This is a genomic window from Pseudomonas sp. MF06569 (assembly GCF_059862735.1).
In genome coordinates, this window is sequence record NZ_JCBCUZ010000001.1 from 170307 (window position 1) to 193094 (window position 22788).

22 protein-coding genes and 1 pseudogene are annotated in these 22788 nt (G+C 57.9%); 12 read left to right on the forward strand and 11 right to left on the reverse strand.

What is annotated here, in order from left to right; all coding sequences use genetic code 11:
• Genes AC19YQ_RS00895 through AC19YQ_RS00905 form a run of 3 tightly spaced genes read left to right on the forward strand, consistent with a single transcriptional unit; the run spans position 1 to position 2569 of the window.
• Complete coding sequence (locus AC19YQ_RS00895) at positions 1–1050, forward strand: COX15/CtaA family protein (RefSeq protein ID WP_133075091.1); 1050 nt, start codon at positions 1–3, stop codon at positions 1048–1050.
• On the forward strand, positions 1038–1937 hold the full coding sequence (gene cyoE / locus AC19YQ_RS00900) for a heme o synthase (RefSeq protein ID WP_133075092.1): 900 nt from the start codon (positions 1038–1040) through the stop codon (positions 1935–1937). Before AC19YQ_RS00895 ends, cyoE begins: the two co-directional genes overlap by 13 nt.
• The gene (locus AC19YQ_RS00905; protein WP_339475137.1) at positions 1934–2569 is read left to right on the forward strand and encodes an SCO family protein; all 636 of its coding nucleotides are present in this window, start codon (positions 1934–1936) and stop codon (positions 2567–2569) included. Before cyoE ends, AC19YQ_RS00905 begins: the two co-directional genes overlap by 4 nt.
• Before the next feature lie 139 nt (positions 2570–2708).
• Here AC19YQ_RS00905 and AC19YQ_RS00910 read toward each other — a convergent pair whose 3' ends face one another.
• The 7 genes from AC19YQ_RS00910 to AC19YQ_RS00940 form a co-directional block, all read right to left on the reverse strand.
• A complete protein-coding gene (locus AC19YQ_RS00910) occupies positions 2709–3479 on the reverse strand; it encodes a MetQ/NlpA family ABC transporter substrate-binding protein (RefSeq protein WP_046809345.1) in 771 nt (256 codons plus the stop codon).
• Positions 3480–3560: 81 nt separating this feature from the next.
• The gene (locus AC19YQ_RS00915; RefSeq protein ID WP_219262030.1) at positions 3561–4235 is read right to left on the reverse strand and encodes a methionine ABC transporter permease; all 675 of its coding nucleotides are present in this window, start codon (positions 4233–4235) and stop codon (positions 3561–3563) included.
• On the reverse strand, positions 4235–5242 hold the full coding sequence (locus AC19YQ_RS00920) for a methionine ABC transporter ATP-binding protein (protein ID WP_133075341.1): 1008 nt from the start codon (positions 5240–5242) through the stop codon (positions 4235–4237). Before AC19YQ_RS00920 ends, AC19YQ_RS00915 begins: the two co-directional genes overlap by 1 nt.
• Positions 5243–5455: 213 nt before the next feature.
• Positions 5456–6172, reverse strand: a complete 717-nt coding sequence (locus AC19YQ_RS00925; RefSeq protein WP_500594384.1) for a PA5502 family lipoprotein — start codon at positions 6170–6172, stop codon at positions 5456–5458.
• Positions 6173–6209: 37 nt separating this feature from the next.
• Positions 6210–6998 carry a zinc ABC transporter permease subunit ZnuB gene (gene znuB / locus AC19YQ_RS00930; RefSeq protein WP_133075096.1) on the reverse strand — a complete coding sequence of 263 codons (789 nt, stop codon included), beginning with the start codon at positions 6996–6998 and terminating at the stop codon, positions 6210–6212.
• Entirely contained in the window at positions 6991–7779 is a 789-nt protein-coding gene (gene znuC, locus AC19YQ_RS00935) for a zinc ABC transporter ATP-binding protein ZnuC (RefSeq protein ID WP_339475142.1), read from the reverse strand. Before znuC ends, znuB begins: the two co-directional genes overlap by 8 nt.
• The gene (locus tag AC19YQ_RS00940) at positions 7779–8261 is read right to left on the reverse strand and encodes a Fur family transcriptional regulator (protein WP_133075098.1); all 483 of its coding nucleotides are present in this window, start codon (positions 8259–8261) and stop codon (positions 7779–7781) included. The genes znuC and AC19YQ_RS00940 overlap by 1 nt, the downstream gene beginning before the upstream one ends.
• 66 nt (positions 8262–8327) lie before the next feature.
• Here AC19YQ_RS00940 and AC19YQ_RS00945 point away from each other — a divergent pair, with 66 nt between their 5' ends.
• The gene (locus AC19YQ_RS00945) at positions 8328–9248 is read left to right on the forward strand and encodes a zinc ABC transporter substrate-binding protein (protein WP_339475145.1); all 921 of its coding nucleotides are present in this window, start codon (positions 8328–8330) and stop codon (positions 9246–9248) included.
• A 159-nt stretch (positions 9249–9407) separates the two neighbouring features.
• Here AC19YQ_RS00945 and AC19YQ_RS00950 read toward each other — a convergent pair whose 3' ends face one another.
• Positions 9408–10358, reverse strand: a complete 951-nt coding sequence (locus tag AC19YQ_RS00950) for a homoserine kinase (RefSeq protein ID WP_339475148.1) — start codon at positions 10356–10358, stop codon at positions 9408–9410.
• A 56-nt stretch (positions 10359–10414) separates the two neighbouring features.
• Entirely contained in the window at positions 10415–10705 is a 291-nt protein-coding gene (locus AC19YQ_RS00955) for a DUF2782 domain-containing protein (protein WP_019828138.1), read from the reverse strand.
• 74 nt (positions 10706–10779) lie between these two features.
• Between AC19YQ_RS00955 and polA the strand changes: the two genes are divergently transcribed.
• Complete coding sequence (gene polA / locus AC19YQ_RS00960) at positions 10780–13545, forward strand: DNA polymerase I (protein WP_500594385.1); 2766 nt, start codon at positions 10780–10782, stop codon at positions 13543–13545.
• Between the two features lie 331 nt (positions 13546–13876).
• Here polA and yihA read toward each other — a convergent pair whose 3' ends face one another.
• The gene (gene yihA / locus AC19YQ_RS00965) at positions 13877–14527 is read right to left on the reverse strand and encodes a ribosome biogenesis GTP-binding protein YihA/YsxC (RefSeq protein ID WP_019828135.1); all 651 of its coding nucleotides are present in this window, start codon (positions 14525–14527) and stop codon (positions 13877–13879) included.
• Positions 14528–14717: 190 nt separating this feature from the next.
• Between yihA and AC19YQ_RS00970 the strand changes: the two are divergent.
• The 7 genes and pseudogenes from AC19YQ_RS00970 to AC19YQ_RS01000 all read left to right on the forward strand — a co-directional run bounded on the left by AC19YQ_RS00970 (position 14718) and on the right by AC19YQ_RS01000 (position 20979).
• Positions 14718–14974: pseudogene (locus AC19YQ_RS00970) on the forward strand (c-type cytochrome).
• A 46-nt stretch (positions 14975–15020) separates the two neighbouring features.
• Entirely contained in the window at positions 15021–15641 is a 621-nt protein-coding gene (locus tag AC19YQ_RS00975; protein ID WP_339475152.1) for a c-type cytochrome, read from the forward strand.
• A gap of 200 nt (positions 15642–15841) precedes the next feature.
• The gene (locus tag AC19YQ_RS00980) at positions 15842–16480 is read left to right on the forward strand and encodes a thiol:disulfide interchange protein DsbA/DsbL (protein ID WP_133075103.1); all 639 of its coding nucleotides are present in this window, start codon (positions 15842–15844) and stop codon (positions 16478–16480) included.
• Between the two features lie 15 nt (positions 16481–16495).
• On the forward strand, positions 16496–17374 hold the full coding sequence (locus AC19YQ_RS00985; protein WP_500594386.1) for an endonuclease/exonuclease/phosphatase family protein: 879 nt from the start codon (positions 16496–16498) through the stop codon (positions 17372–17374).
• Positions 17371–19389 carry a GGDEF domain-containing protein gene (locus AC19YQ_RS00990; protein ID WP_500594387.1) on the forward strand — a complete coding sequence of 673 codons (2019 nt, stop codon included), beginning with the start codon at positions 17371–17373 and terminating at the stop codon, positions 19387–19389. The genes AC19YQ_RS00985 and AC19YQ_RS00990 overlap by 4 nt, the downstream gene beginning before the upstream one ends.
• Before the next feature lie 285 nt (positions 19390–19674).
• Positions 19675–20076, forward strand: a complete 402-nt coding sequence (locus tag AC19YQ_RS00995) for a hypothetical protein (protein WP_500594388.1) — start codon at positions 19675–19677, stop codon at positions 20074–20076.
• 123 nt (positions 20077–20199) lie between these two features.
• Positions 20200–20979 carry an N-acetylmuramoyl-L-alanine amidase gene (locus AC19YQ_RS01000; protein ID WP_500594389.1) on the forward strand — a complete coding sequence of 260 codons (780 nt, stop codon included), beginning with the start codon at positions 20200–20202 and terminating at the stop codon, positions 20977–20979.
• 14 nt (positions 20980–20993) lie between these two features.
• Here AC19YQ_RS01000 and AC19YQ_RS01005 read toward each other — a convergent pair whose 3' ends face one another.
• Positions 20994–22784, reverse strand: a complete 1791-nt coding sequence (locus tag AC19YQ_RS01005) for a KinB sensor domain-containing domain (protein WP_500594390.1) — start codon at positions 22782–22784, stop codon at positions 20994–20996.
• Positions 22785–22788 lie beyond the last annotated feature (4 nt).

Sequence of the window (22788 nt, forward strand, 5' to 3'; positions counted from 1 at the left end):
ATGGCCAAAGCTGGATTTCGCCTCGCGTTGTTTGCCACCTTGCTGGCGCTGGTGGTGGTGCTGCTCGGCGCCTACACCCGCCTGACCCACGCCGGGCTCGGCTGCCCGGACTGGCCCGGCTGCTATGGCTTTATCAGCGTGCCCAAGACCGAGGCGCAACTGGCCCATGCCGAACTGCACTTTCCCGATACCCCGGTGGAGGCTGACAAGGGCTGGAGCGAGATGACCCATCGTTATTTCGCCGGCACGCTGGGCTTATTGATCGTGCTGTTGGCGGCACGGGCCTGGCGGCAACGGCATGTGCCGGATCAACCGCTCAAGCTGCCGCTGTTCATTTTGCTGGTGGTGATTGCCCAAGCGGCTTTTGGCATGTGGACGGTGACGCTCAAATTGTGGCCGCAGGTGGTCACGGGCCATTTGCTGGGCGGTTTTGCGACCTTGAGCCTGCTGTTTTTGCTGACCCTGCGCCTGTCCGGCGTCCTGCCCGCGCTGGCTGTGCCCCGTCGCTTGCAGCGCTGGGCCACGGCCGGGTTGGTGCTGGCGATCATGCAAATCGCGCTGGGGGGGTGGGTCAGTTCCAACTATGCCGCGGTGGCCTGTGTCGACGTACCGACCTGTCACGGCCAGTGGTGGCCCGAAGCTGACTTTGCCAATGGTTTTCACCTGACTCAGCACATCGGTCCCAACTACCTTGGCGGGCAACTGGACAGTGAGGCCCGTACGGCAATTCACCTTACCCATCGTCTGGGCGCGTTGTTGCTGACCCTGGTGTTGCTGGGCCTGGCCTGGCAGTTGCGCAGGGTCGGCATGACCCGCCTGGCGGGGTTGCTGCTGGTGGCGCTGGCGGTGCAAATCAGTCTGGGGCTCAGCAATGTACTGTTTGGCTTGCCGCTGGCGGTGGCGGTGGCACACAACGCCGGTGGCGCGGCGTTACTGATGACGCTGGTGCTGGTCAACTACCACGCGCGTACGGCCCTGGTCAGGGTCAGGGCCCCGCGCTTTGCCCGCTGGACCTACAGCCTGAAAGGAGAACAGCCGTGGCGACCTTGATTGGCGAACGGGCGCAGCAAGCGTTGTGGCGCGATTATCTGGAACTGACCAAACCCAAAGTGCTGGTACTGATGTTGATTACCTCGCTGGTGGGCATGTTCTTGGCGACCCGTGCCGGAGTGCCCTGGACAGTGCTGATCTTCGGAAATCTGGGGATTGGACTGTGTGCAGGCGGGGCTGCGGCGGTCAATCATGTGGTGGACCGGCGCATTGACGCCGTCATGGCCCGCACCCATAAACGCCCGCTGGCGCAGGGGCGTGTGTCACCGCTTGGCGCGCTGTCATTCGCCCTGTTGCTGGCCTTGGCGGGCATGGGACTGCTGCTGACGTTTACCAATCCCCTCACCGCCTGGCTGACGCTGGCGTCTTTGCTGGGTTACGCGGTGATTTACACCGGTTTTTTGAAGCGGGCCACGCCGCAGAATATTGTGATCGGCGGGCTGGCCGGTGCGGCGCCGCCATTGTTGGGGTGGGTGGCAGTCACGGGGCACGTCACCGCCGAGCCGCTGCTGCTGGTGCTGATTATCTTCGCCTGGACCCCGCCGCATTTTTGGGCGCTGGCCATTCATCGCAAGGAGGAATACGCCAAGGCTGATATCCCGATGTTGCCGGTGACCCATGGCGAGCACTACACCAAGGTGCATATCGTGCTGTACACCTTCGTACTGCTAGCAGTCAGCCTGCTGCCGTTTGTGATTCACATGAGCGGCTTGCTCTATCTGGCGTGTGCGCTAGGGTTGGGCGCACGCTTTCTGCATTGGGCGTGGGTGTTGTACCGTGGCACCCAGCCGCACGCGGCGATCAACACGTTCAAGTACTCTATCTATTACCTGTTCTTGCTGTTTATCGCGCTGCTTGTCGATCACTACCTAGTGTTGAACCTATGACTAAAACTCAAAAAACCGTCTATATCCTCGTTGCGCTGGTGGCGTTGGTCATGGGCCTGACGTTTAACAAAATGATGTCGGGTAAAAGTCAGGGCGACAACACGTCTCTGATTGATGCGGGGATCATTTTGCTGCCGCAAAGCCGTCAGTTGCCGCAGGTGACAATGACCAACCAGGACGGCCAGCCGGTGGTGATGAACGAGCTGAAAGACAAGTGGAGCCTGCTGTTTTTTGGCTACACCTTCTGCCCGGACATTTGTCCGACCACCCTCGCCCAGTTGCGTCAGATCAAAAGCGAGCTGCCTAAAGAGGTGCAGGACAAACTGCAAATCGTGCTGGTCAGCGTCGACCCCCATCGCGATACACCGCAACAGCTCAAGCAGTACCTGGGCTACTTTGACCCGCAGTTTGTGGGCCTGACGCCGGGCTCCATCGATGAGCTGCAAACACTGGCCAACGCGGTGAGCATTCCGTTTATTCCGGCGGATACCAGCAAGCCGAACTACACGGTGGATCACAGTGGAAATCTGGCGCTGATCGGGCCGGACGGCACTCAGCGAGGTTTTATCCGCGCACCGTTCAACAACCAGAAGATGGTTGCCCAGTTGCCGGGGTTGGTTGAACGCAAGTAAGGAAGGTTGCAGAAAACTGCTGTGTGGGAGCTGGCTTGCCTGCGATGCAGGCGGCACGGTCTTTCAGACAAACCGTAATGATGCCATCGCGAGCAAGCCCGCTCCCACAGGGAGAGGGGTTTGGTCGCGATGGTGGGTATCAGAACGCTGGAACGATTGCGCCTTTGTATTTTTCCAGAATGAAGGCTTTCACTTCCGGGGTATGCAGGGCTGCAACCAGCTTTTGCATGTCAGCCGAATCTTTATCGTCCGGGCGAGCTACCAGAATGTTCACGTAAGGCGAGTCGCTGCCTTCGATGACCAGTGCATCTTTTTCCGGGTTCAGCTTGGCTTCCAGCGCGTAGTTGGTGTTGATCAGCGCCAGATCAACCTGGGTCAGCACGCGCGGAATGGTGGCGGCTTCCAGTTCGCGGAACTTCAGGTTTTTAGGGTTCGCGGTGATGTCCTTGACCGTGGACAGGATGTTGGTCGAGTCCTTGAGCTTGATCAGGCCAGCCTTGTCCAGCAGCAGCAGCGCACGGCCGCCATTGGTGGCGTCGTTGGGGATGACAACGGTGCTGCCATCCTTGAGTTCATCAAGTTTTTTGTACTTGCTCGAGTAAGCACCCAGCGGTTCAAGGTGAACGGCTGCAACGCTGACCAGGTGGGTGCCCTTGGCCTTGTTGAACTCATCCAGGTACGGCTGGTGCTGGAAGAAGTTGGCGTCCAGGCGTTTTTCGGCCACTTGTACGTTTGGCTGGATGTAGTCAGTGAAGACCTTGACCTTGAGGTTGACGCCCTCTTTGGCCAATGCAGGTTTCACGAACTCCAGGATCTCGGCGTGCGGCACCGGGGAAGCGGCTACCGACAGGTCGCCCGCGTGGGCCGAAAACGCCGCAACAGCGGCCACAGCAGCAAATAACTTCTTCATTCAGCAACTCCTTGTGAATACCTGGGTTCAGGTATCTGCCAGCCGTGGGCTGGCGGTTACGTTTATTGACGCGGGTCGCGTTTACTTGCGTGAAAAGTGAACCACCAGCCTGTCGCCAACGGTTTGCAGAATTTGCACCAGAATCAGCAACAGCACCACTGTGACGATCATCACGTCAGGCTGGAAGCGCTGATAACCGAACCGGATGGCCAAATCCCCCAGACCGCCAGCGCCAACCACGCCCGCCATTGCGGTGTAGCCCACCAGCGTAATTGCCGTCACCGTTATCGCGGCAAAAATGCCGGGGCGCGCTTCGGGCAACAAGGCATTGGTAATAATCTGGCGCGTATTGGCGCCCATAGCCTGAGTGGCTTCGATGATGCCGCGATCCACTTCCCGAAAGGCTGTTTCTATCAAGCGGGCAAAGAACGGTGTGGCGCCCACCACCAATGGTGGAATGGCCCCGGCAACGCCCAATGATGTCCCGGTAATCACCACGGTGAGCGGGATCATGACGACCAGCAAAATGATGAACGGCAGCGAGCGCAGGATGTTCACCACAAAAGACAGCGCGCCATACAGGGTTTTCTGTTCAAGAAGCTGGCGCGGGCTGCACAGGAACAGCAGGATGCCCAGCGGCAGGCCGAGCAATACCGTGAACAGCAGCGAACCGCCGAGCATGATCATGGTGTCGCCGGTGGCTAGCCATATTTCGTACCAATCAATGTTGGAGAAGAAGCCCAGGAAGGATTCCATTAGCGCAGCACCTCCATATGAACGTCAGCAGCAACGAAGCTGGCGAACGCCGCTTCCATGTCGCCACCGGTGATGGCGAGGGTCAGTTGCCCATAAGGGGTGTCTTTGATGCGGTCAATGCGGCCGGCCAGGATGCTGTAATCCACGCCCGTTTCGCGGGCGATGGTGCCCAGCAGAGGCGCGTAGGTAGATTCGCCCTGGAAGGTCAGGCGGACGATGCGGCCAGGGACATGAGCGAAATCGTCGCGCTGCTCACTCTCGTCGATCTGCTCGTCTTCTTGCACAAAGCGCTTGGTGGTCGGGTGCTTGGGGTGCAGGAACACCTCGGCCACCGGACCTTGCTCGACGATAACGCCAGCATCCATCACCGCCACTTCGTCACACACACGACGGATGACATCCATCTCATGGGTGATCAGCACGATGGTCAGCTTCAGCTCGCGGTTGATCTCGGCCAGCAGTTGCAACACAGAGGCGGTGGTTTGCGGGTCGAGGGCACTGGTGGCCTCGTCGCACAGCAATACTTTGGGTTTGGTGGCCAGGGCACGGGCAATGCCCACACGCTGTTTCTGGCCGCCCGACAGTTGCGCCGGGTACTTTTTGGCGTGATCAGACAGGCCTACGCGTTCGAGCAATTCAGCGACGCGCTGATCAATAGCACTGCGGGACAACTCACCGGCAAGTGTCAGAGGCATTGCAACGTTGTCGGCCACTGTCTTGGAGGCCAGCAGGTTGAAGTGCTGGAAGATCATGCCCACTTGCTGACGGAAGCGGCGCAGGCCGTTGGCGTCCATTGCGGTCACGTCTTCGTTGTCGACGATGATCTTGCCGCCGCTCGGGGTTTCAAGGCGGTTGATCAGGCGCAGCAATGTACTTTTGCCCGCACCGGAGTGGCCAATCAGGCCGAACACCTTGCCGCTCTCAACACGCAAACTGGTGGAGTGCAACGCGGGAATGTCCTTACCGGCAACCCGGTAAGTTTTATGAACGTTATGAAACTCAATCACGTAGCGAACCTTGTGGGCGCGTAAATAGAAGTTCAGCGGTAAGCCGGGCACGCATCTTATCGTGCTCGCATATGCTTGACTTAGCATTTATTAATGGGCATTCCTTTGATTTTGGAATAAGAAATCAAAGGTCAGAAAATGCCAATCGCCGCGTGTGCCAGTGTTGCGCTAGGGCGCAATACTCTGGGTTGGCACAGGCGGCGACTTTTTGTATCAAGGCTTGCGCGGTGTCAGTACCAATTGCGCAGGCACATGGCGAATGATCTGACGCTCAAGGCTCAGGTCAAACCCGGGGTCGAGCTTTTTAACGCGCTTGCTGATCAGTGTGACCAGCCACGGGTAGTCCGCCGTACGCGGAACCTGCAGGCTGACGGCACACTGGTAATTGACGATATCTTGCGCGATCAAATCCAGTTGATGGCGAAGTTTCGCACTATCGGTGATGTTCAGCGCTACGGTGGTGCTCAGGGCCGCCGGGTCGATCACCTTGGCCGGTGGGCGGGCTTCAGCTGCCTTGAGGGCTGCCTCGGCTTTATCCAGCTCGGCCTTGCGTGCCTGGGCAATGGCGCTGTTGACGCCGCCCGTCAGCGCAGGTGCTTTGGGCATCAGGGCGCGGGCACGGCTCAGGGCTGTGGCTGCGGCGTTGACGTCACCTTTTTGCAGAACGATCTGGCTGCGCTGCAGGTAGGCTTCGGCCAGTTGGCGCTGGTACTGCACCCATTGCGGATCATCCGGCGTCTGGGCCTGCAAGGTGCTCAGTTGGTCTTCAGCGGTCGCGAGTTCGCTGCTGGCCAGGTTTTGCTCCAGCTGTGCGATGGCCGCAGCGCGAGCGTCAACGGCAGTAGTATCGGCCGACGGCGTGCTTTGGCAGGCGCCCAGCAGCAAGGAAAATGCGGCCAGGAGCAAGTAACGGAAGTTGAACAGCTTCATTCCTGCGGCTCTCTAAGTGCGCAAAAAACAAGCAAGTCTACACCCCTCGACGGGGCAGAACAAAACTCAGCAAAAACAGTGCTGCGGCACACACCACAATCGATGGCCCCGCCGGCGTGTCCTTGAACCATGACAAGGCCAGACCACCACACACGGCCAGTATTCCCAGGGCACTGGCGCCCAGTGCCATTTGCTCCGGAGAGCGCGCATGGCGTTGGGCCGCTGCTGCCGGAATGATCAGCAGGGAGGTGATCAACAGCACGCCGACGATCTTCATCGCCACGGCGATCACCACGGCGATCAAGAGCATCAGGGTCAAGCGTAACGCGGCCACTGGCAAACCTTCCACCGTGGCCAGTTCTTCGTGAACAGTAATCGCCAGCAACGGCCGCCACAGCGCAACCAGAAGCGCCAGTACCGCAGCGCTGCCGCCCAGAATCCACATCAGGTCGGTAGGGCTGATGGCCAGTAGGTCGCCAAACAAATACGCCATCAGATCAATCCGAACTTCATGCATGAAGCTTAGTACGACCAGCCCGAGGGACAAGGTACTCGGGGCGAGAATTCCGAGCAACGTGTCGGATGCCAACGATTGGCGTTGCTGAAGCGTGACCAGCAGCACGGCCAGCAGCAGGCAGCCCACGGTCACGGCAATGGTGGGGCTGATGTCCAGCAAGAAACCCATCGCTACACCCAGCAGGGCCGCATGGGACAACGTGTCGCCGAAGTAGGCCATGCGCCGCCACACCACGAACGAACCCAGAGGTCCTGCAACTATTGCCAAAGCCAGACCTGCCAGCAGGGCGTAAAGCAGAAAATCAGCCATGCTTGCAGCCTTCTCCGTGAACGTGGGCGGATGCCGCCGTGGTGTTTTCGTTGACCACCGAACCATGCAAGTCATGGGCGTGGTCGTGATGGTGGTGATAAATCGCCAGGCTTTGTGCGTTTTTGCCAAACAGCTCGACAAAGGCCGGGTCGCCGCTCACCTGCTCAGGATGGCCTGAACAGCAGACGTGGCGATTAAGGCACACCACCTGATCGGTTGTGCTCATCACCAGATGCAAATCGTGGGAAACCATCAGCACGCCGCAACCGTGACGGTCGCGCAGGCGGGTGATCAGGGCATACAGCTCCGATTGGCCGGCTACGTCCACGCCTTGAACCGGTTCGTCGAGCACCAGCAATTCGGGTTTGCGCAGCAGGGCACGGGCCAGCAGCACACGTTGCATTTCACCCCCTGAAACGCTTTGCACCGGGCTGTCGATCACCTTCTCGGCGCCGACTTCCTTCAGTGCCTCAAGGGCCTGGGCGCGATCTACGCCGGGCACCAGGCGCAAAAAGCGCAGCACCGACAGTGGCAGTGTCGGGTCGACGTGCAGCTTCTGGGGCATGTAGCCAACACGCAGTTTAGGCTTGCGCCAGACACTGCCGCTGGTGGGCTTGAGCAGGCCGAGTACGGCCTTGACCAACGTGGTTTTACCCGCGCCGTTGGGGCCGATCAGGGTCACGATCTGGCCCGGCTCAACGCTCAGCTCAATATTGTCGAGTACGTTTTGCCCGGCATACGTCACGGTGACGTGTTGCAGGCGAATCAGTGCAGTGCTCATCAGGCCTCCCGGCAACCCGAACACAAACCGACCACTTCGACGGTCTGGCCTTCGACAGTAAAGCCGACATCCCGTGCGCTGTTGATAATCGCGTCACTGATGGATTTTTGTTCAAGTTCGATCGCGGCGTGGCACGTGCGGCAAATCAGGAACTGGCCCTGATGCGGATGCTCGGGATGGCTACAGCCGACAAAGGCATTGAGCGACGAGATGCGGTGCACCAGGCCATTGTCGAGCAGGAAGTCCAGGGCGCGATAAACGGTCGGCGGCGCGGCGCGGCGCCCGTCCTGCTCGCTGAGCACGGCCAGAATGTCGTAGGCACCCAGCGGCTTGTGGCTCTGCCACACCAGTTCCAGCACCCGACGTCGCAAAGCGGTCAGGCGCAGGCCTTTTTGCGCACACAGTACATCGGCCTCAGTAAGCGCACTGTGGACACAATGAGAATGGTCATGGGGACGACTGGCAAGCGGTGTTATAGGCATGGGCGGCGACGATTTTTGAGAGAGACGTTATTATGTTACCTGTTTCAGCCACCATGAGTGCTCATCGTGCCCCGTCTTTTTTCCCTTTTTCTTGCTCTAAGTGCCAGTTTGCTTGTGATTAACCCGGCTCAGGCCGAGGTGAACGTGCTGACCAGCATCAAGCCCTTGCAACTCATTGCCGCTGCCGTACAGGACGGCGTAGGGCACCCGGAGGTACTTTTGCCTCCCAATGCTTCGCCGCATAACTATGCGTTGCGACCATCCGACGTACGGCGTGTGCAGTCGGCGGATCTCTTGTACTGGATCGGTCCGGACATGGAAGGTTTCTTGCCGCGAGTGATCAAGACTCGCACCTTGCCATCAGTGACGGTGCAAACCCTGCCGGGTTTGAAGCTACGTCATTTCGCCGAAGATAGTCATTCCCACGAAGAAGATGCCGCCGAACATGATCACGATCATCGTCCTGGCACGCTGGATGCGCATTTGTGGCTGGCGCCGGACAATGCACGGGTGATTGCTGCAAAAATGGCCGCAGACTTGAGCGAAAAAGACCCCGCCAATGCGGCCAGATACCAGGGCAACCTCAAGGCTTTCAATGAGCGTCTGGACGAATTGAATGCGCGCTTGAAAGCCCGCATGGCCGGAATTGCCGACAAGCCGTTCTTCGTCTTCCATGAAGGCTACGATTATTTCGAAAGCGCTTACGGTCTTAAGCACACGGGTACGTTCAGCGTGGCTTCGGAAGTGCAGCCGGGCGCTCAACACGTAGCGGCCATGCGCAAGCGTTTGCAGGAAGTGGGCAAGACGTGCGTGTTCAGCGACCCGCCGCTGCGTCCGCGTCTGGCTGACACGCTGACGGCCGGCTTGCCGGTGAAGTTGGCGGAGCTGGATGCATTGGGCGGCTATACCCCCGCGACGGCGCAGGGCTACGAGCAGTTGCTGGAAAAGCTGGGCAATGATCTGGCGGGATGTCTGGAAAGCTTGTAAGCCGACTCCCACAGATTGTGTGGCATTCACAAAAGTTGCTGCTTGCCAGAACCTCTGTGGGAGCGGGCTTGCTCGCGATTGGATCGACGCGTCTGTTCAGATACACCGCGCCGTTTGAATCGCGAGCAAGCCCGCTCCCACAATTGATTACTGTGTTTGTTACAGCGCGAACGGCAGTTGTACGGTCACCGTCTGACGCAATGCCAGGCGCTTTTCAAATTCGCCCGGATCGTGAATCAGCACGTCCTGACCGGCAAAGGTCTGAGCGGCGATGAGGCGCGACAGCCAGAATCTCACGCACGCTACGCGCAACATGGTGGGCCACAACTCGGCTTCAGCAGCCGTGAACGGGCGCAGTGCCGCATAGGCGCCGAGCAGGGCGCGCGCGCGCGGGGCGTCGATCTGACCTTCTTCGTCAGCACACCAGTCATTCAGGGCGATCGCCACGTCGTACAGCATTGGACCTGAGCAGGCGTTGTAAAAGTCGATCAGCCCCGTCAGATGGGTGCCTTCAAACATCGCGTTGTCGCGAAACAGGTCGCCGTGCAGGTTGGCCCGGGGCAGTGCCAGGATCTGTGCCTTGCGCTCAGTGATTTCCTGTAGCGCCTTTTGCAGCAAATCTGCCGAGTCAGGCGACAAATCGGCCATCAGGGCGGGTCCTTCAGCCAGCATCCAGTCCAGGCCGCGGTCTGTCTTGCGCTCCAGTACCTTGTTGCGCGTGGCTGTGTGCAAGTGACCGAGCAATTCCCCGACCTGGGCGCAATGCTGCGCGTTGGCCTCACGAATATGCTTGCCCGCCAGGCGTGGCTGCAGCAATGCCGGTTTGCCCTTGAGTTCGCGCAGGGCCTGGCCGTCAACGGTGCGCAAGGCAAAAGGCACCGGAAGGTCGGCGTCATGCAGCACATCCAGCAGCTCGATAAAGAACGGCATTTCTTTGACCGGGCCGCGCTCAACCAGGGTCAGGACATATTCACCCTTCTCCAGGCTGATGAAGTAGTTGGTATTTTCGCTTCCCGCGGCAATTCCCTGGAAATCGAGCAGGCGGCCGAGTTCGTAAGGCGCAAGGAAGGTTTCCAACTCGCTGCGAGTCAGTGGGGTGAATACAGACATGATTTAAATTGCCAGTACGGGCGCCGTGCGAGGCGGCGCCAATTAAAGTTAAGACGCTACTTCCATTCGAAGATTTTCCACGAAGGAATCAGCATATCCGGCTGGTCGGAACGGATGTAATTGGCATCAGTACCATCAGCCCGCACCAGAAAGTACGGTTTGCCCCCTTTTGGGGTGACCTTGATGGCGTACAGGAAACCGTTTTGACGGTATTCCTGAATGGTTTTATCGCCTTCCGTGCGAATGGTTACATCTGGATCGGCGGTGACTGCTTCATCGGCTGCAAAGGTTACCAGCGGAGTGAATGCAAACAAACCGGTCAGCAACAGGCGATTGAGTGTACGCATGATAACCTTGTCCCTTTGTCGTCATTGGTCCGGACATTCTAGCGCCGGACTCGCCGAAAAGGTTGATCCTGCTCATGAGCCAAGCTCCCCTCGTCCTGGTGGACGGTTCTTCATATTTGTACCGCGCCTTTCACGCGCTTCCGCCGCTGACTACGTCCAAGGGTCTGCCGACAGGCGCCGTAAAGGGCGTGTTGAACATGCTCAAAAGCCTGCGCAAGCAGTATCCGGACAGCCCGTTCGCGGTGGTTTTCGATGCCAAGGGCGGGACATTTCGCGATGACATGTACGCCGAATACAAGGCCAATCGTCCAAGCATGCCCGATGACATGCGGGTGCAAATCGAGCCGTTGCACGCCAGTGTGATCGCGCTGGGCTTCCCTCTGCTGTGCGTTGAAGGCGTTGAAGCGGACGATGTCATCGGCACGCTGGCCCGCAGCAGCGCAGCAGCAGACCGACCAGTGGTTATCTCGACCGGTGACAAGGACATGGCCCAGCTGGTTGATGGCCACATCACCCTGGTCAACACCATGACTGGCAGCGTGATGGATATCGAGGGCGTCAAAGAGAAATTTGGCGTCTCGCCCGAGCAGATCATCGATTACCTCGCGCTGATGGGCGATTCGTCCGACAACATTCCAGGCGTTCCGGGGATTGGTCCAAAGACCGCGTCTGGCTTGCTGGTGGGTGTAGGCGGTGGCCTTTCTGATCTGTACGAAAAGCTCGATATCGTGCCGACCCTGCCCATTCGTGGCGCAAAAAACCTGCCCGCCAAACTCGAAGAACACCGGGAAATGGCATTTTTGTCGTATCAGCTGGCGACCATCAAGGTCGATGTGCCGCTGGACATCGGCCTGGAAGACTTGCACCTCAAGGCGCCGGACTGCGAAAAACTGATTGAGCTGTACACCGAGCTGGAATTCAAAAGCTGGATTGCCGATGTTGAGCGCGAGGCCAAGCGCGCCGGTCAGGTGATCGTGCAGGAAGAGCTGCCCGCCTCAACGGATGAACAGCACTACGAGACCATTCTCGATCAGGCCCGTTTTGACGTATGGCTGAAGAAGCTCAACGACGCCAAATTGATTGCCTTTGACACCGAAACCACCGGCCTGGACGCCCAGCAAGCACAGCTGGTGGGGCTCTCGTTTGCAGTCAAGCCGGGCGAAGCTGCCTATATTCCGTTGACCCACTCCTATATGGGCGTGCCGGAGCAACTGGATCGTGACACCGTCCTGCGTGCCCTCAAGCCGTTGCTGGAAGACCCGAGTAAAGCCAAGGTCGGGCAACACGCCAAGTACGACATGAATATCCTGGCCAACTGCGCCATCGGTGGCGATCAGGCGTGCGGGATCATGGTGCAGGGCGTTGCCTTCGACACCATGCTTGAGTCCTATGTGCTGGACTCCACAGGCAGCCGTCACGACATGGACAGCCTGGCCCTCAAGTACCTGGGGCACACCACCACCAGTTTTCAGGACATAGCCGGCAAAGGCGTCAAACAGCTGACCTTTGACCAGATTTCCCTGGAGCAGGCAGGGCCGTATGCTGCCGAAGATGCTGACGTGACCTTGCGCCTGCACCATGTGCTGCACGAAAAACTGGCAGCGATTCCTAGCCTGAACAGCGTGCTGACAGACATCGAGATGCCGCTGGTGCCGGTGTTGGCGCGTATTGAACGCCAGGGCGCGTTGGTAGATGCCAACCTGCTGGGCATTCAAAGCGTTGAGCTGGGTGACAAGCTGGTTGCACTTGAGCGTGAGGCTTTTGTCATTGCCGGTGAGGAATTCAACCTGAGTTCACCTAAACAACTGGGTGTGATTCTGTACGAAAAACTCGGTTTGCCGATTATCAGCAAAACAGCCAAAGGCCAGCCTTCGACTGCCGAAGCCGTGCTGGCTGAACTGGCCGAGCAGGATTTCCCGTTGCCCAAGGTGCTGATGCAGTACCGCTCGATGAGCAAACTGAAAAGCACCTACACCGATCGGCTACCTGAGCAGATCAATCCGCGTACGGGGCGCATTCATACGTCCTACCACCAGGCTGTTACGGCGACCGGGCGTTTGTCTTCAAGTGATCCAAACTTGCAGAACATTCCGATTCGTACCGCCGAAGGTCGTCGGATTCGTCAGGCGTTCGTTGCTCCCAAAGGCTACAAACTGCTGGCGGCGGACTACTCGCAAATCGAATTGCGGATCATGGCTCACCTGGCCAAGGACGAAGGTTTGCTGCATGCCTTCCGCAACAATCTGGATGTGCACAGCGCTACGGCGGCCGAAGTTTTTGGGGTTGAACTGGGTGATGTCACCACTGATCAGCGTCGCAGCGCCAAGGCAATCAACTTTGGCCTGATCTATGGCATGAGCGCCTTTGGCCTTGCCAAGCAGATCGGTGTCGATCGCAAACAGTCACAGGCCTATATCGACCGCTATTTCGCGCGGTATCCGGGGGTGCTGGATTACATGGAGCGCACGCGGACTCAGGCTGCCGAGCAAGGATATGTCGAGACCATTTTTGGCCGTCGCCTGTACTTGCCGGAAATCAACGCGAAAAACCCGGCGCTGCGCAAAGGCGCCGAGCGTACGGCCATCAACGCCCCGATGCAGGGCACCGCAGCCGATATCATCAAAAAAGCGATGGTGGCTGTGGACAACTGGTTGAGTGCGTCCGGCCTAGATGCCCGCGTCATCCTGCAGGTACACGATGAATTGGTGCTTGAAGTGCGTGAAGACCTGGTGGATCAGGTGCGCGACGAAGTACGTGTGCACATGAGCGAAGCGGCGAAGCTGGATGTGCCACTGGTGGTTGAGGTGGGAGTGGGCAATAACTGGGATGAGGCGCACTAAAGGGGGGATGTGGGAGCGGGCTTGCTCGCGATGCAGGCAACGCGGACTGTCGCAATGACCGCGTTGATGCCATCGCGAGCAAGCCCGCTCCCACACTAAAAATCTATTGCTGCTGCAAAGTCGGGGCTTATTCCAAATCGTTTTTAGCCTCCGGGAACTAAATCTGCCAATCACCACTCAGATTTATTGAACGGGTGGTGAAGCCCTTCAATGCTCCTAATGTTGTGTTAAGTGTTGGCAGATATCTGGACCCCGCCCTAGCGGTCCAGTACTTGAACCCCGGACCTCCTTCCCCCCATGCGAAGTCCGGGGTTTTTTTTGCCCGGGGTTTTTACTCGCCAGCCTCGACCAGCTCTTCGCCTTTGTTCGGCAGTTCCATCCAGCGTGCAAGGACGGTGTACGCCTCTTCCAGGCCCATGCGCTTAGGAGTGGAGAATAGCTGGATAGTGACTGCGTCGCCCCACTGCTTGCGAATATCCGACTGAATTTTGAGCAGCGTATTTTTTGCAGCGCCGTACGTCAGTTTGTCGGCTTTGGTCAGCAAAATATGCATCGGCATGCCGCTCGACACGGTCCAATCGAGCATCAACAGGTCGAAATCGGTCATTGGATGACGGATATCCATCATCAAAATCACACCCTTGAGGCTTTCGCGGCTGCCGAAATAAGCTTCAAGGTGACGCTGCCAGTGCAGCTTCAGCGGGATCGGCACCTTGGCGTAGCCGTAGCCGGGCAGGTCGACCAGGCGACGTTCTTCGTCCAGCTGGAAGAAGTTCAGCAGTTGGGTGCGCCCTGGCGTTTTCGACGTACGCGCCAGGCTGGCGTGGGTCAAAGTGTTGAGTGCGCTGGACTTGCCGGCGTTTGAGCGGCCGGCAAACGCGACTTCGTAGCCTTCGTCATCGGGGCATTGATCGACTTTGGCAGCGCTGAGCATGAAGGTAGCCTGTTGGCACAGACCTAGAATGGGGTTCTTGAGTTGCATGGGATTTCCGATGTGAGCGGCGTCAGGAATGGACGCGGCGAGCGTGTCGTTTCCGTTTCAGTGACGCCAGTATATAATGCCGCAGATTTTGTGTGCGCTTTGTCCCAGCGTAGGATGAAGAACACGGGAGTGAAAAAACCAGGTTGCGCATTAGAACGCAGCAAGCTCCCAACCCTGAAAAGGTCGTTTTATGACGAAATGGCTGCTAGTTACCGGTGTCTTGAGGCCACGTTACAGCATTCAGGCTACACAGGATTCGGAAGCCGTGTACAACCGCGTTTGTATTGTCTGCCATGCTGGCCAGCAGTAAGGCCAAGGTTTGAGCAAGGTATGGAGGCGCTGGTGCAACACGTGACCCAGGGTTTCAAGGCGATGCCGCCGCGTGGTTTGTGCATGGACTGCAGTGTCGAGGATTACCGATCTGTCCTACAGTGGATAGGCGAGTGAGCCCGGCCCATAACTCTTTAACCCTTAGCCGTAGTTGGATTAGCTGATGAACAAATTACTCGTGAGTCTGCTGTTGACCTTGGGTGTCACCGGTATTGCCCAGGCTGCAGGCACCGCTGTTGTAGGCGATGCTGCTGCAGGTCAGGCAAAAACCGCTGTGTGTGGCGCTTGTCACGGTCCAGACGGCAATAGCATGGCCCCAAACTTCCCAAAACTGGCCGGGCAAGGTGATCGTTACCTGCTCAAGCAGTTGCATGAAATCAAGGACGGCAAGCGTCAGGTGCTGGAAATGACCGGCCTGCTGGCAAACCTGAACGATCAGGACCTTGCCGATATCGCTGCTTACTACTCCAGCCAGAAAAACTCGGTTGGCGCTGCCGACCCGGCACTGGTTGCCCAGGGTGAAGCCCTGTTCCGCGGCGGCAACCTTGAGAAAGGCATGCCAGCATGCACCGGTTGCCACTCCCCGGATGGCCAGGGTAACGCGGCTGCAGGCTTCCCGCATCTGGGCGGTCAGCATGCAAGTTACATCGAGAAGCAACTCACAGACTTCCGTGAAGGCGATCGCACCAACGATGGTGACTCGATGATCATGCGCGGCATTGCGGCCAAGATGAGCAACAAGGACATCAAGGCGCTGGCCAGCTATATTCAGGGTCTGCACTAAGGCCGTTACGATCGGTGGAGACAGTCCTTGAAACGACTGGTCATCTTAACGATCGTTTAATCCTTGAATGTGAACCTCAAAGGGCAGCTTCGGCTGCCCTTTTTCATGGCATCTACCGTTACACTATCGAACTCAAGTCAGCGCGGGCCTGTCTGAATACAGGTCACGTTGAAACGACCTTATCTGCCCAGGAGTAAAGCATGCGTAATCTGATTCTCAGCGCCGCTCTCGTCAGTGCCAGCCTGTTTGGCATGACCGCTCAAGCTGCCGAACCGCTTGAGGCGGGTAAACAATATGTAGAGCTGAGCAGCGCCGTTCCGGTTGCAGTGCCTGGCAAGATCGAAGTTGTCGAACTGTTCTGGTATGGCTGCCCGCATTGCTTTGCATTCGAGCCAACCATCAACCCTTGGGCTGAAAAGTTGCCGGCTGATGTGAACTTTGTACGTATCCCTGCCATGTTTGGCGGGATCTGGAATGTTCACGGTCAACTGTTCATCACCCTGGAAGCCATGGGTGTAGAAAACAAGGTTCACAAGGCTGTTTTCCAGGCGATCCATGATGGCAAAAAGCTGGCTACCCCGGAAGAAATGGCTGAGTTCCTGGCAGGCGAGGGCATCGATAAAGACAAGTTCCTGAGCACCTATAACTCGTTCGCCGTTAAGGGCAAGGTTGAGGATGCCAAGAAAAAGGCCCAGGCCTACCAGATCTCCGGTGTACCGACCATGGTCGTTAACGGCAAGTATCGCTTTGACCTGGGCACTGCCGGCGGTCCTGAGGGCGCATTGAGTGTTGCCGATCAGTTGATCGCCAAAGAGCGCGCGGCGAGCGCCAAGAACTAAGCGGCGCCCGCCCCCGTGGGTCGCTGGAAAAGCGAGCGAATCGTTGGTCTGCACGAACCGCAGATCAATGAGGACCATCTGGCAACCTGCGGGATGCCGGATGATCGGCGTCTGCGATTGCTCAGTTTCAATATCCAGGTTGGTAACAGCACTCAAGGTTACCGACACTACCTGACCCGCAGCTGGCAGCATGTGCTGCCACACAAGGGGCGGGCCGGTAATCTGGAGCGCATAGGCGACTTGCTGGGCGACTTCGATCTGGTTGCCCTGCAAGAGGCGGACGGTGGCAGCCACCGCTCCGGCTACGTCAATCAGGTCAAGTACCTGGCCCAACAGGGCGAATTCCCCTACTGGTATCAACAACTCAATCGCAATCTGGGTCGCCTGGCCCAGCACAGTAACGGGATGCTGAGCCGTCTGCGTCCTAGTGCTATTGAGGATCATCCCTTGCCCGGCCCTGCGGGTCGTGGCGCCATTCTGGTGCGTTTCGGTGATGGCCCGGATGCTTTGGTGGTCGTGGTCATGCACCTGGCGCTGGGGACAAAAACCCGCACCCGACAGCTGGCTTACATTCGTGAGCTGATTGGCGGGTATCAGCATCAAGTGTTGATGGGCGACATGAATACCCATGCCAACGACCTGCTGCATACATCGCCTCTGCGCGACCTGGGGTTGCTGGCACCGCAAATGGAGGCCACTTTCCCCAGTTGGCGTCCACAACGCTGTCTTGATCATATTCTGCTCAGTCCCAGCCTGACCCTTGAACGGGTGCAGGTGCTGGACCAGCCTATTTCAGACCACTTGCCGGTGGCGGTTGATATCCGTTTGCCAGGTTCGGTGGGTGTTGATTCACAGATTGCCTTGCGACCCACAGACAGTGGGCCCCTGGCATGAGTGACGAAGCTGCGCGCTGGAAAGAGAAATACCTTAAAAGTGTTGAGCAGCAAGACAAGCTGGAGCGTCGCTGGAATGCACGCCTCGACTTGCTGCGCCGTGGACTGGTACGCAGCACCCTGGCGGCAGAAGGCACTGATCGCACCGTCGATCAGTGCATGAAGGAAATGCGCGAAGTGGTGCGCACCAATGAGATGGACGCTGCCCTGGCCGCCTTGCTGCCTCGTCTGGAAAAGGCTGTCCTCGACTCTGAACAGCGTCGCGAAACCCGGGTTGAGCAAGTCGGTGTAGCGCTCAACACCCTGGTCACACAACTGCAGGCTTTACCGTTGCCACGTGAAGTCAGCAAACCGCTCAAGGCATTTGCCAAGCAGCTCGACAACCGGGTGGCCCATGCCCGTGAAATACCGCTGTTGCTTGACGAGCTAAGCCGCTTGCAGGGACAGGCTCTGGCGCAGCAAGACAATGGCGCAGAACCGCCCAGGCCGGGCTTGTTGCAGCGACTGTTCGGGGGGCACGACGCCGATAAAACCCAGGGCGAGCCCCCTGAACCTGCGCCGGCAGCTCCCGAGGTGCAGCCGGCACGTGTCATGGCGCCACCGGTTGTCGCCAAACCACTGGAAGCCTCTTCGCCAGAGGTGAAGCCGCGGCTGACAGTTGAAGTGGCCTCTCCACACATCAACGCCCCGCAGCCCAAGACGGAGTCTTTGGCCGACGCCGAGCTTTTTTCGTCCCCCGAACCCGAGCCGCAGGTTGTTGGCGAGCCTGAAGAGCCGGAGCCGGAGCCGGGCGGTGCGCTTGAGTCCGTTGTCGCGCAGGTCGACGCCGAAAATAATGTCCTCCACGTGCCGCCTGAGCCTTCCACCCTTGAAATGGCGGGCAGTCCCGAGCCGGTTGAGGGTGAGATTGACGCCGTCTATGCCCTGCCCGAAAGCCCCGAGCCGTCTTACAGTTCGGTGGCGGTGCATATCGAATCCACACTGCTCGGTCTGCTCAATGATCTATCCCTGCCCGAACATCACCGGCCGCAGGCCGAAGCTATGCGCAAGCGTCTCGAAAAGGGGCTGAACTGGTACGAATTGCTGCCGATTCTCGATGATCTTGCCGTCTTGATGCTAGCCATTACCGATAGCGGCCAGCATGAGTTTGAAGCGTATCTCAAGCAACTCAACGGGCGCCTTGAGTCGTTCCAGAACAACCTTCAGGCGGCCAGTGAAGGCCATGCCGAAGGACGGTCTGCCGCGGACGACCTGCACTCCCGGCTGCTTGAGCACGTCGATGGTTTGCAAAACAGCGTGCAAGACGCCGTTGACCTGAACAGCCTCAAGCACCTTTTGGAAAACCGCCTGGAAGGGTTGCTGGGCACGATGGATCAGCACCAGCAACAGCGAAATGCCCGTGAACAGGAGCTTTCAGCCCACCTGCAAGGGTTGGCCGAGCGCATAACCCACATGGAGCAGCAGGCCCAGGACTACCGCGAACACCTTGAGGAGCAGCGCCAGAAAGCATTGATAGACCCTCTGACCGGCCTGCCTAACCGGGCGGCATGGGGTGAGCGCCTGCAATTTGAAGTGGAACAGTGGCAAGTTCACGGCAACCCGCTGCTGATTGCCATGCTCGACCTCGATCACTTCAAGCGTATCAATGATGGCTATGGCCACCTGGCGGGCGACAAGGTGCTCAAGATCATCGCCGCACAGTTGCGCAAACACCTGCTTCCCAGCGATTTTGTTGCCCGTTTTGGTGGCGAAGAGTTCGTGCTGCTGATGCCCGGTACAACACTGGCTGACGGCCTGCAGCGGGCCGAAAGGCTTCGGGCGGCCATCGAGGCGTGTCCGTTCCATTTCAAGGGCGAGCCTGTGACTCTGACGGCCTCCATCGGTGTGTCGGCGTTCAAGGCGGGTGATCGCAGCGAGCACGTGATCAAGCGGGCAGATGAGGCGCTGTATCGGGTCAAGGCTAATGGGCGTAATGGCGTTGATCCGTGTCCATCAACTACTGAGTTCATTCTTTAAATAAACACTGTCGATTGAAAGTATCTAAGCAAAGCGTGCTGGGAGTCGTAATAGCTTTCCAACTTCCCAGTAGTACTTATCGGTTTTTAAACAGTATTGCTTAATGATGTTTGTTGATTCTTGACGTGCGAAGGGTGAGCGACTTATATGAAATAACAGGCTGTTTCAGGTTGCTCTAAGGGTGGCCGCAGCACTGTCATCTGTTTATAGGTCGGATGTTTATTGAGAGCGCCATGCCTGCGTGTTCAGGCTGTGTGGTGCCCTGCGCGACTCAAAAGGTAATATATGAAAACGTTAATTTCCTTGTTGTCCGCTCTTGTTTTACTGGTGGGCGCTATTGCGGTTAATGCAGCGGATAAAACCTCCCTGTATTCAGCATATATCAACAAAGATGGAACCCTGGCAACGCAGTCGCCTTATTGGATTGACCGTATTGAATATTCCAGTCAGCCCGATTATGCAGCCAGTTATAAAATAAAGTTGAGGCCCGGCAGCTTCCAAAAAGTGCCAAAGTTTTGTGTGGTGTCAGCCGATGATAAATCAAGTTATGAGCACACGCTTTATGGCATGGCAAAGTTGTCGGGTAAACCGACCCGTGAAGAGGTCAATGTGATCGGGCTGATGCTGGGGCTCGATGGGCCGTCGGGCGACTCATCGACAAGCTTTTATCTGGTGTGCGGCAAGTAGCCGCTTTCCTCCTGCTCGTGCGCGAGCAGGGGGCTCGTTTCAACTCGCTGCCCTGGTACAGCTGCGCGACATGAGCAGTGAGGTATGCTTGATCATTAACTTTCAGCTGTGTTGTCTTTGCCCATGAAATTTTTAACGTTGATCTTGTCCATCGTTTTGCTGGCCGGGTGTGCCAATGGCCCTCCCATGGACACCCGCCATCCGTCGGTCAACTACGACAGCCGCGTGCAGTTTGTGGTGCTTCATTACACCTCGACCTCTCTGGAGCGCTCTCTGGAGCTGTTGACCCATGGTCCTGTCAGCAGCCATTACCTGATAGGTGATACCCCGCCAACGATCTACAAGCTGGTGGACGAAAACCAGCGCGCCTGGCATGCCGGTGAAAGCCAATGGAAAGGCCGCACATGGTTGAACTCCAGCTCCATCGGCATTGAAATCGTCAACAAGGGTTTTCGTGACACCCCGCAAGGGCGGGTCTGGTATCCCTACACCGAAGGTCAGGTCCAGTCGCTTATTGCTCTGCTCAGAGACATTTCGACACGCTACAAGATCGACCCGCGCAACATCATTGGCCATAGCGACATAGCCCCATTGCGCAAGCTGGACCCCGGGCCGCTTTTCCCCTGGAAGCGACTGGCCGAGGCAGGCTTTGGTATCTGGCCAAATGCTCAAGCCGTCGCCCGTGAGCAAGCGCTGTACGCCAGCAATGTGCCGAGCATCACCTGGTTTCAGCAGCAACTGGCGCTATTGGGCTACGAAACGCCGCAAACCGGGGAGCTGGATGTTGCGACCCGCCACGTGTTGTCCGCGTTTCAGATGCACTTCAGGCCTGCACTATTTGATGGCACGCCGGATGCTGAGAGTGCGGCCATCTTGAAAGTGTTGAACACGCAAAAGCACTGATAAACCCGTGAGGGCTACAGCAGCGGTAGCGCCATGTAAAACTGCGTGCCTTGGCCGGGGCGCGAGTACACACCGATGCGTCCGCCATGCAGTTGCACAATCTCCTTGCACAGCGCCAAACCAAGCCCGGCCCCGCCTTTTTTGCGACCCACCTGCACAAAGGGTTCAAAAATACGGCCTTGCTGGCTATAGGCAATACCTTCGCCATTGTCTTCGATACTGATGATTACCCGCTCACCATGGCGCCGGGCCTGAAGTCTGATCTGGCCGCCGCTGGGGGTATGGCGCAAGGCGTTGTCCAGCAGATTATCCAGCACACGTTCAAGCTGGACCTGATCGGCACTGAGCACAGGCAGAGGCTGTTGCAGCTCGACCAATAGCTCGATATTCCTCGCGGTGGCGGGTTCTGCGAAGCGTGCGCGTGCGTCTTCGAGCATCTGCCCGAGGTCACAGGGGGTCAGCGTCAGCTTTTGCATGCCGTTTTGATAACGAGAGAAGTTCAGCAGGTCATTGATCAGCTGCATCAGGCGCTGCATTTCTTCGTTTACGGTGTTGAGCAAATCGGTTTCGCGCGATTGCGGATCAAAGCGCGCGCGCTCCAGAAACAACCCGAACGCCATGTGCATGCCGGTGACGGGGGTACGCAGCTCATGGGACGCCCGCAGTACGAACTCGCTGCGTACACGCTCAAAAGCGCGTTGCTCGGTGACATCATGGAGCACCATGACCGCGCCAAGAATCGGACCTTTGGGTTGGCTGACCGGGGTCAGGCTATAGGTCAGCAGGCGGTTCTCGCCCTCGATGTCGACACTCAAGTCTTCCGGTAACCGTTCAAGGCTGCCACCGCGCAGCACCGTTTGCAGTTGCTGGTCGAGTTCGGGGCGTTGCAAGGCTTCGCCCAGTGGCTGGCCCAGGCGGCTTTCGTCCCAGCCCAGTTGCCGCTGTGCCACTGGATTCAAATGCTCGAGTCGACCCTGCTGATCAATCATCAACAACCCGTCATCAATACTGTCGAGCACTGCCTGCAGCCGTTGCTGGCCCGCCAGCAGCTCGTCGATATTGGTTGCCTGATGTTGGCGCAACGCTTCGGCCATCGTGCCGAAGCGCCGTGTCAGCAGGTTCATTTCAGTGGCCGAAGAGAGGGGAAGTACCACCTCAAAGTTACCTTTGCCAATATTGTCGGCGGCTTTGGCCAGCGCCTCGATGGGGGCACCAAAACGCCTGGCAATGCCGTGGGCGGTAACAAAGCCGATGATGAGCACCGCAAGGCCGACCAGACCCAGCAGGGACGCGATGATAATGGCGCGATCACGGGCGGCGGCCTGTGCGGCATAAATGGTATCCAGCGCTCGGCGGTGTTCGGTGATCAGGCCATTGCGCAACTGATTGAAACGATTTGAAAGCTCGTTGTCAGTGCTCAGATTGAGTGAGGCGCTATTGGCTTGATGGAACGCTTCCAAAAAACTGCCGTAATCTTTGCGTGCCTGAGCAAAGCCGCTGTGCAGATCGTTTTTGCGCTCATGCTCGATGCCCTCGTCGAGCAGGGTCAGATACTCCTGGGTAGAGGCTTGCAGCGCCTGCGGGTCTGGATTGTTGCGCAGCATCAGGATCAATTGATCACCCAGGGACTGACGCAGCTTGAGCCCCAGATCCAGAGTGATGAAGTTGTTGCGTATCAGAGCTTCCTGGCTCTTGGCCATCTGCATCACGCTGACAACGCCAAGCAAAAGCCCGAGCAACGCCACTGTAATCAGTGCAGATATGCTAAGGAACAGACGGGTACGCAGCTTGATCGCAAGTCTCATCGGA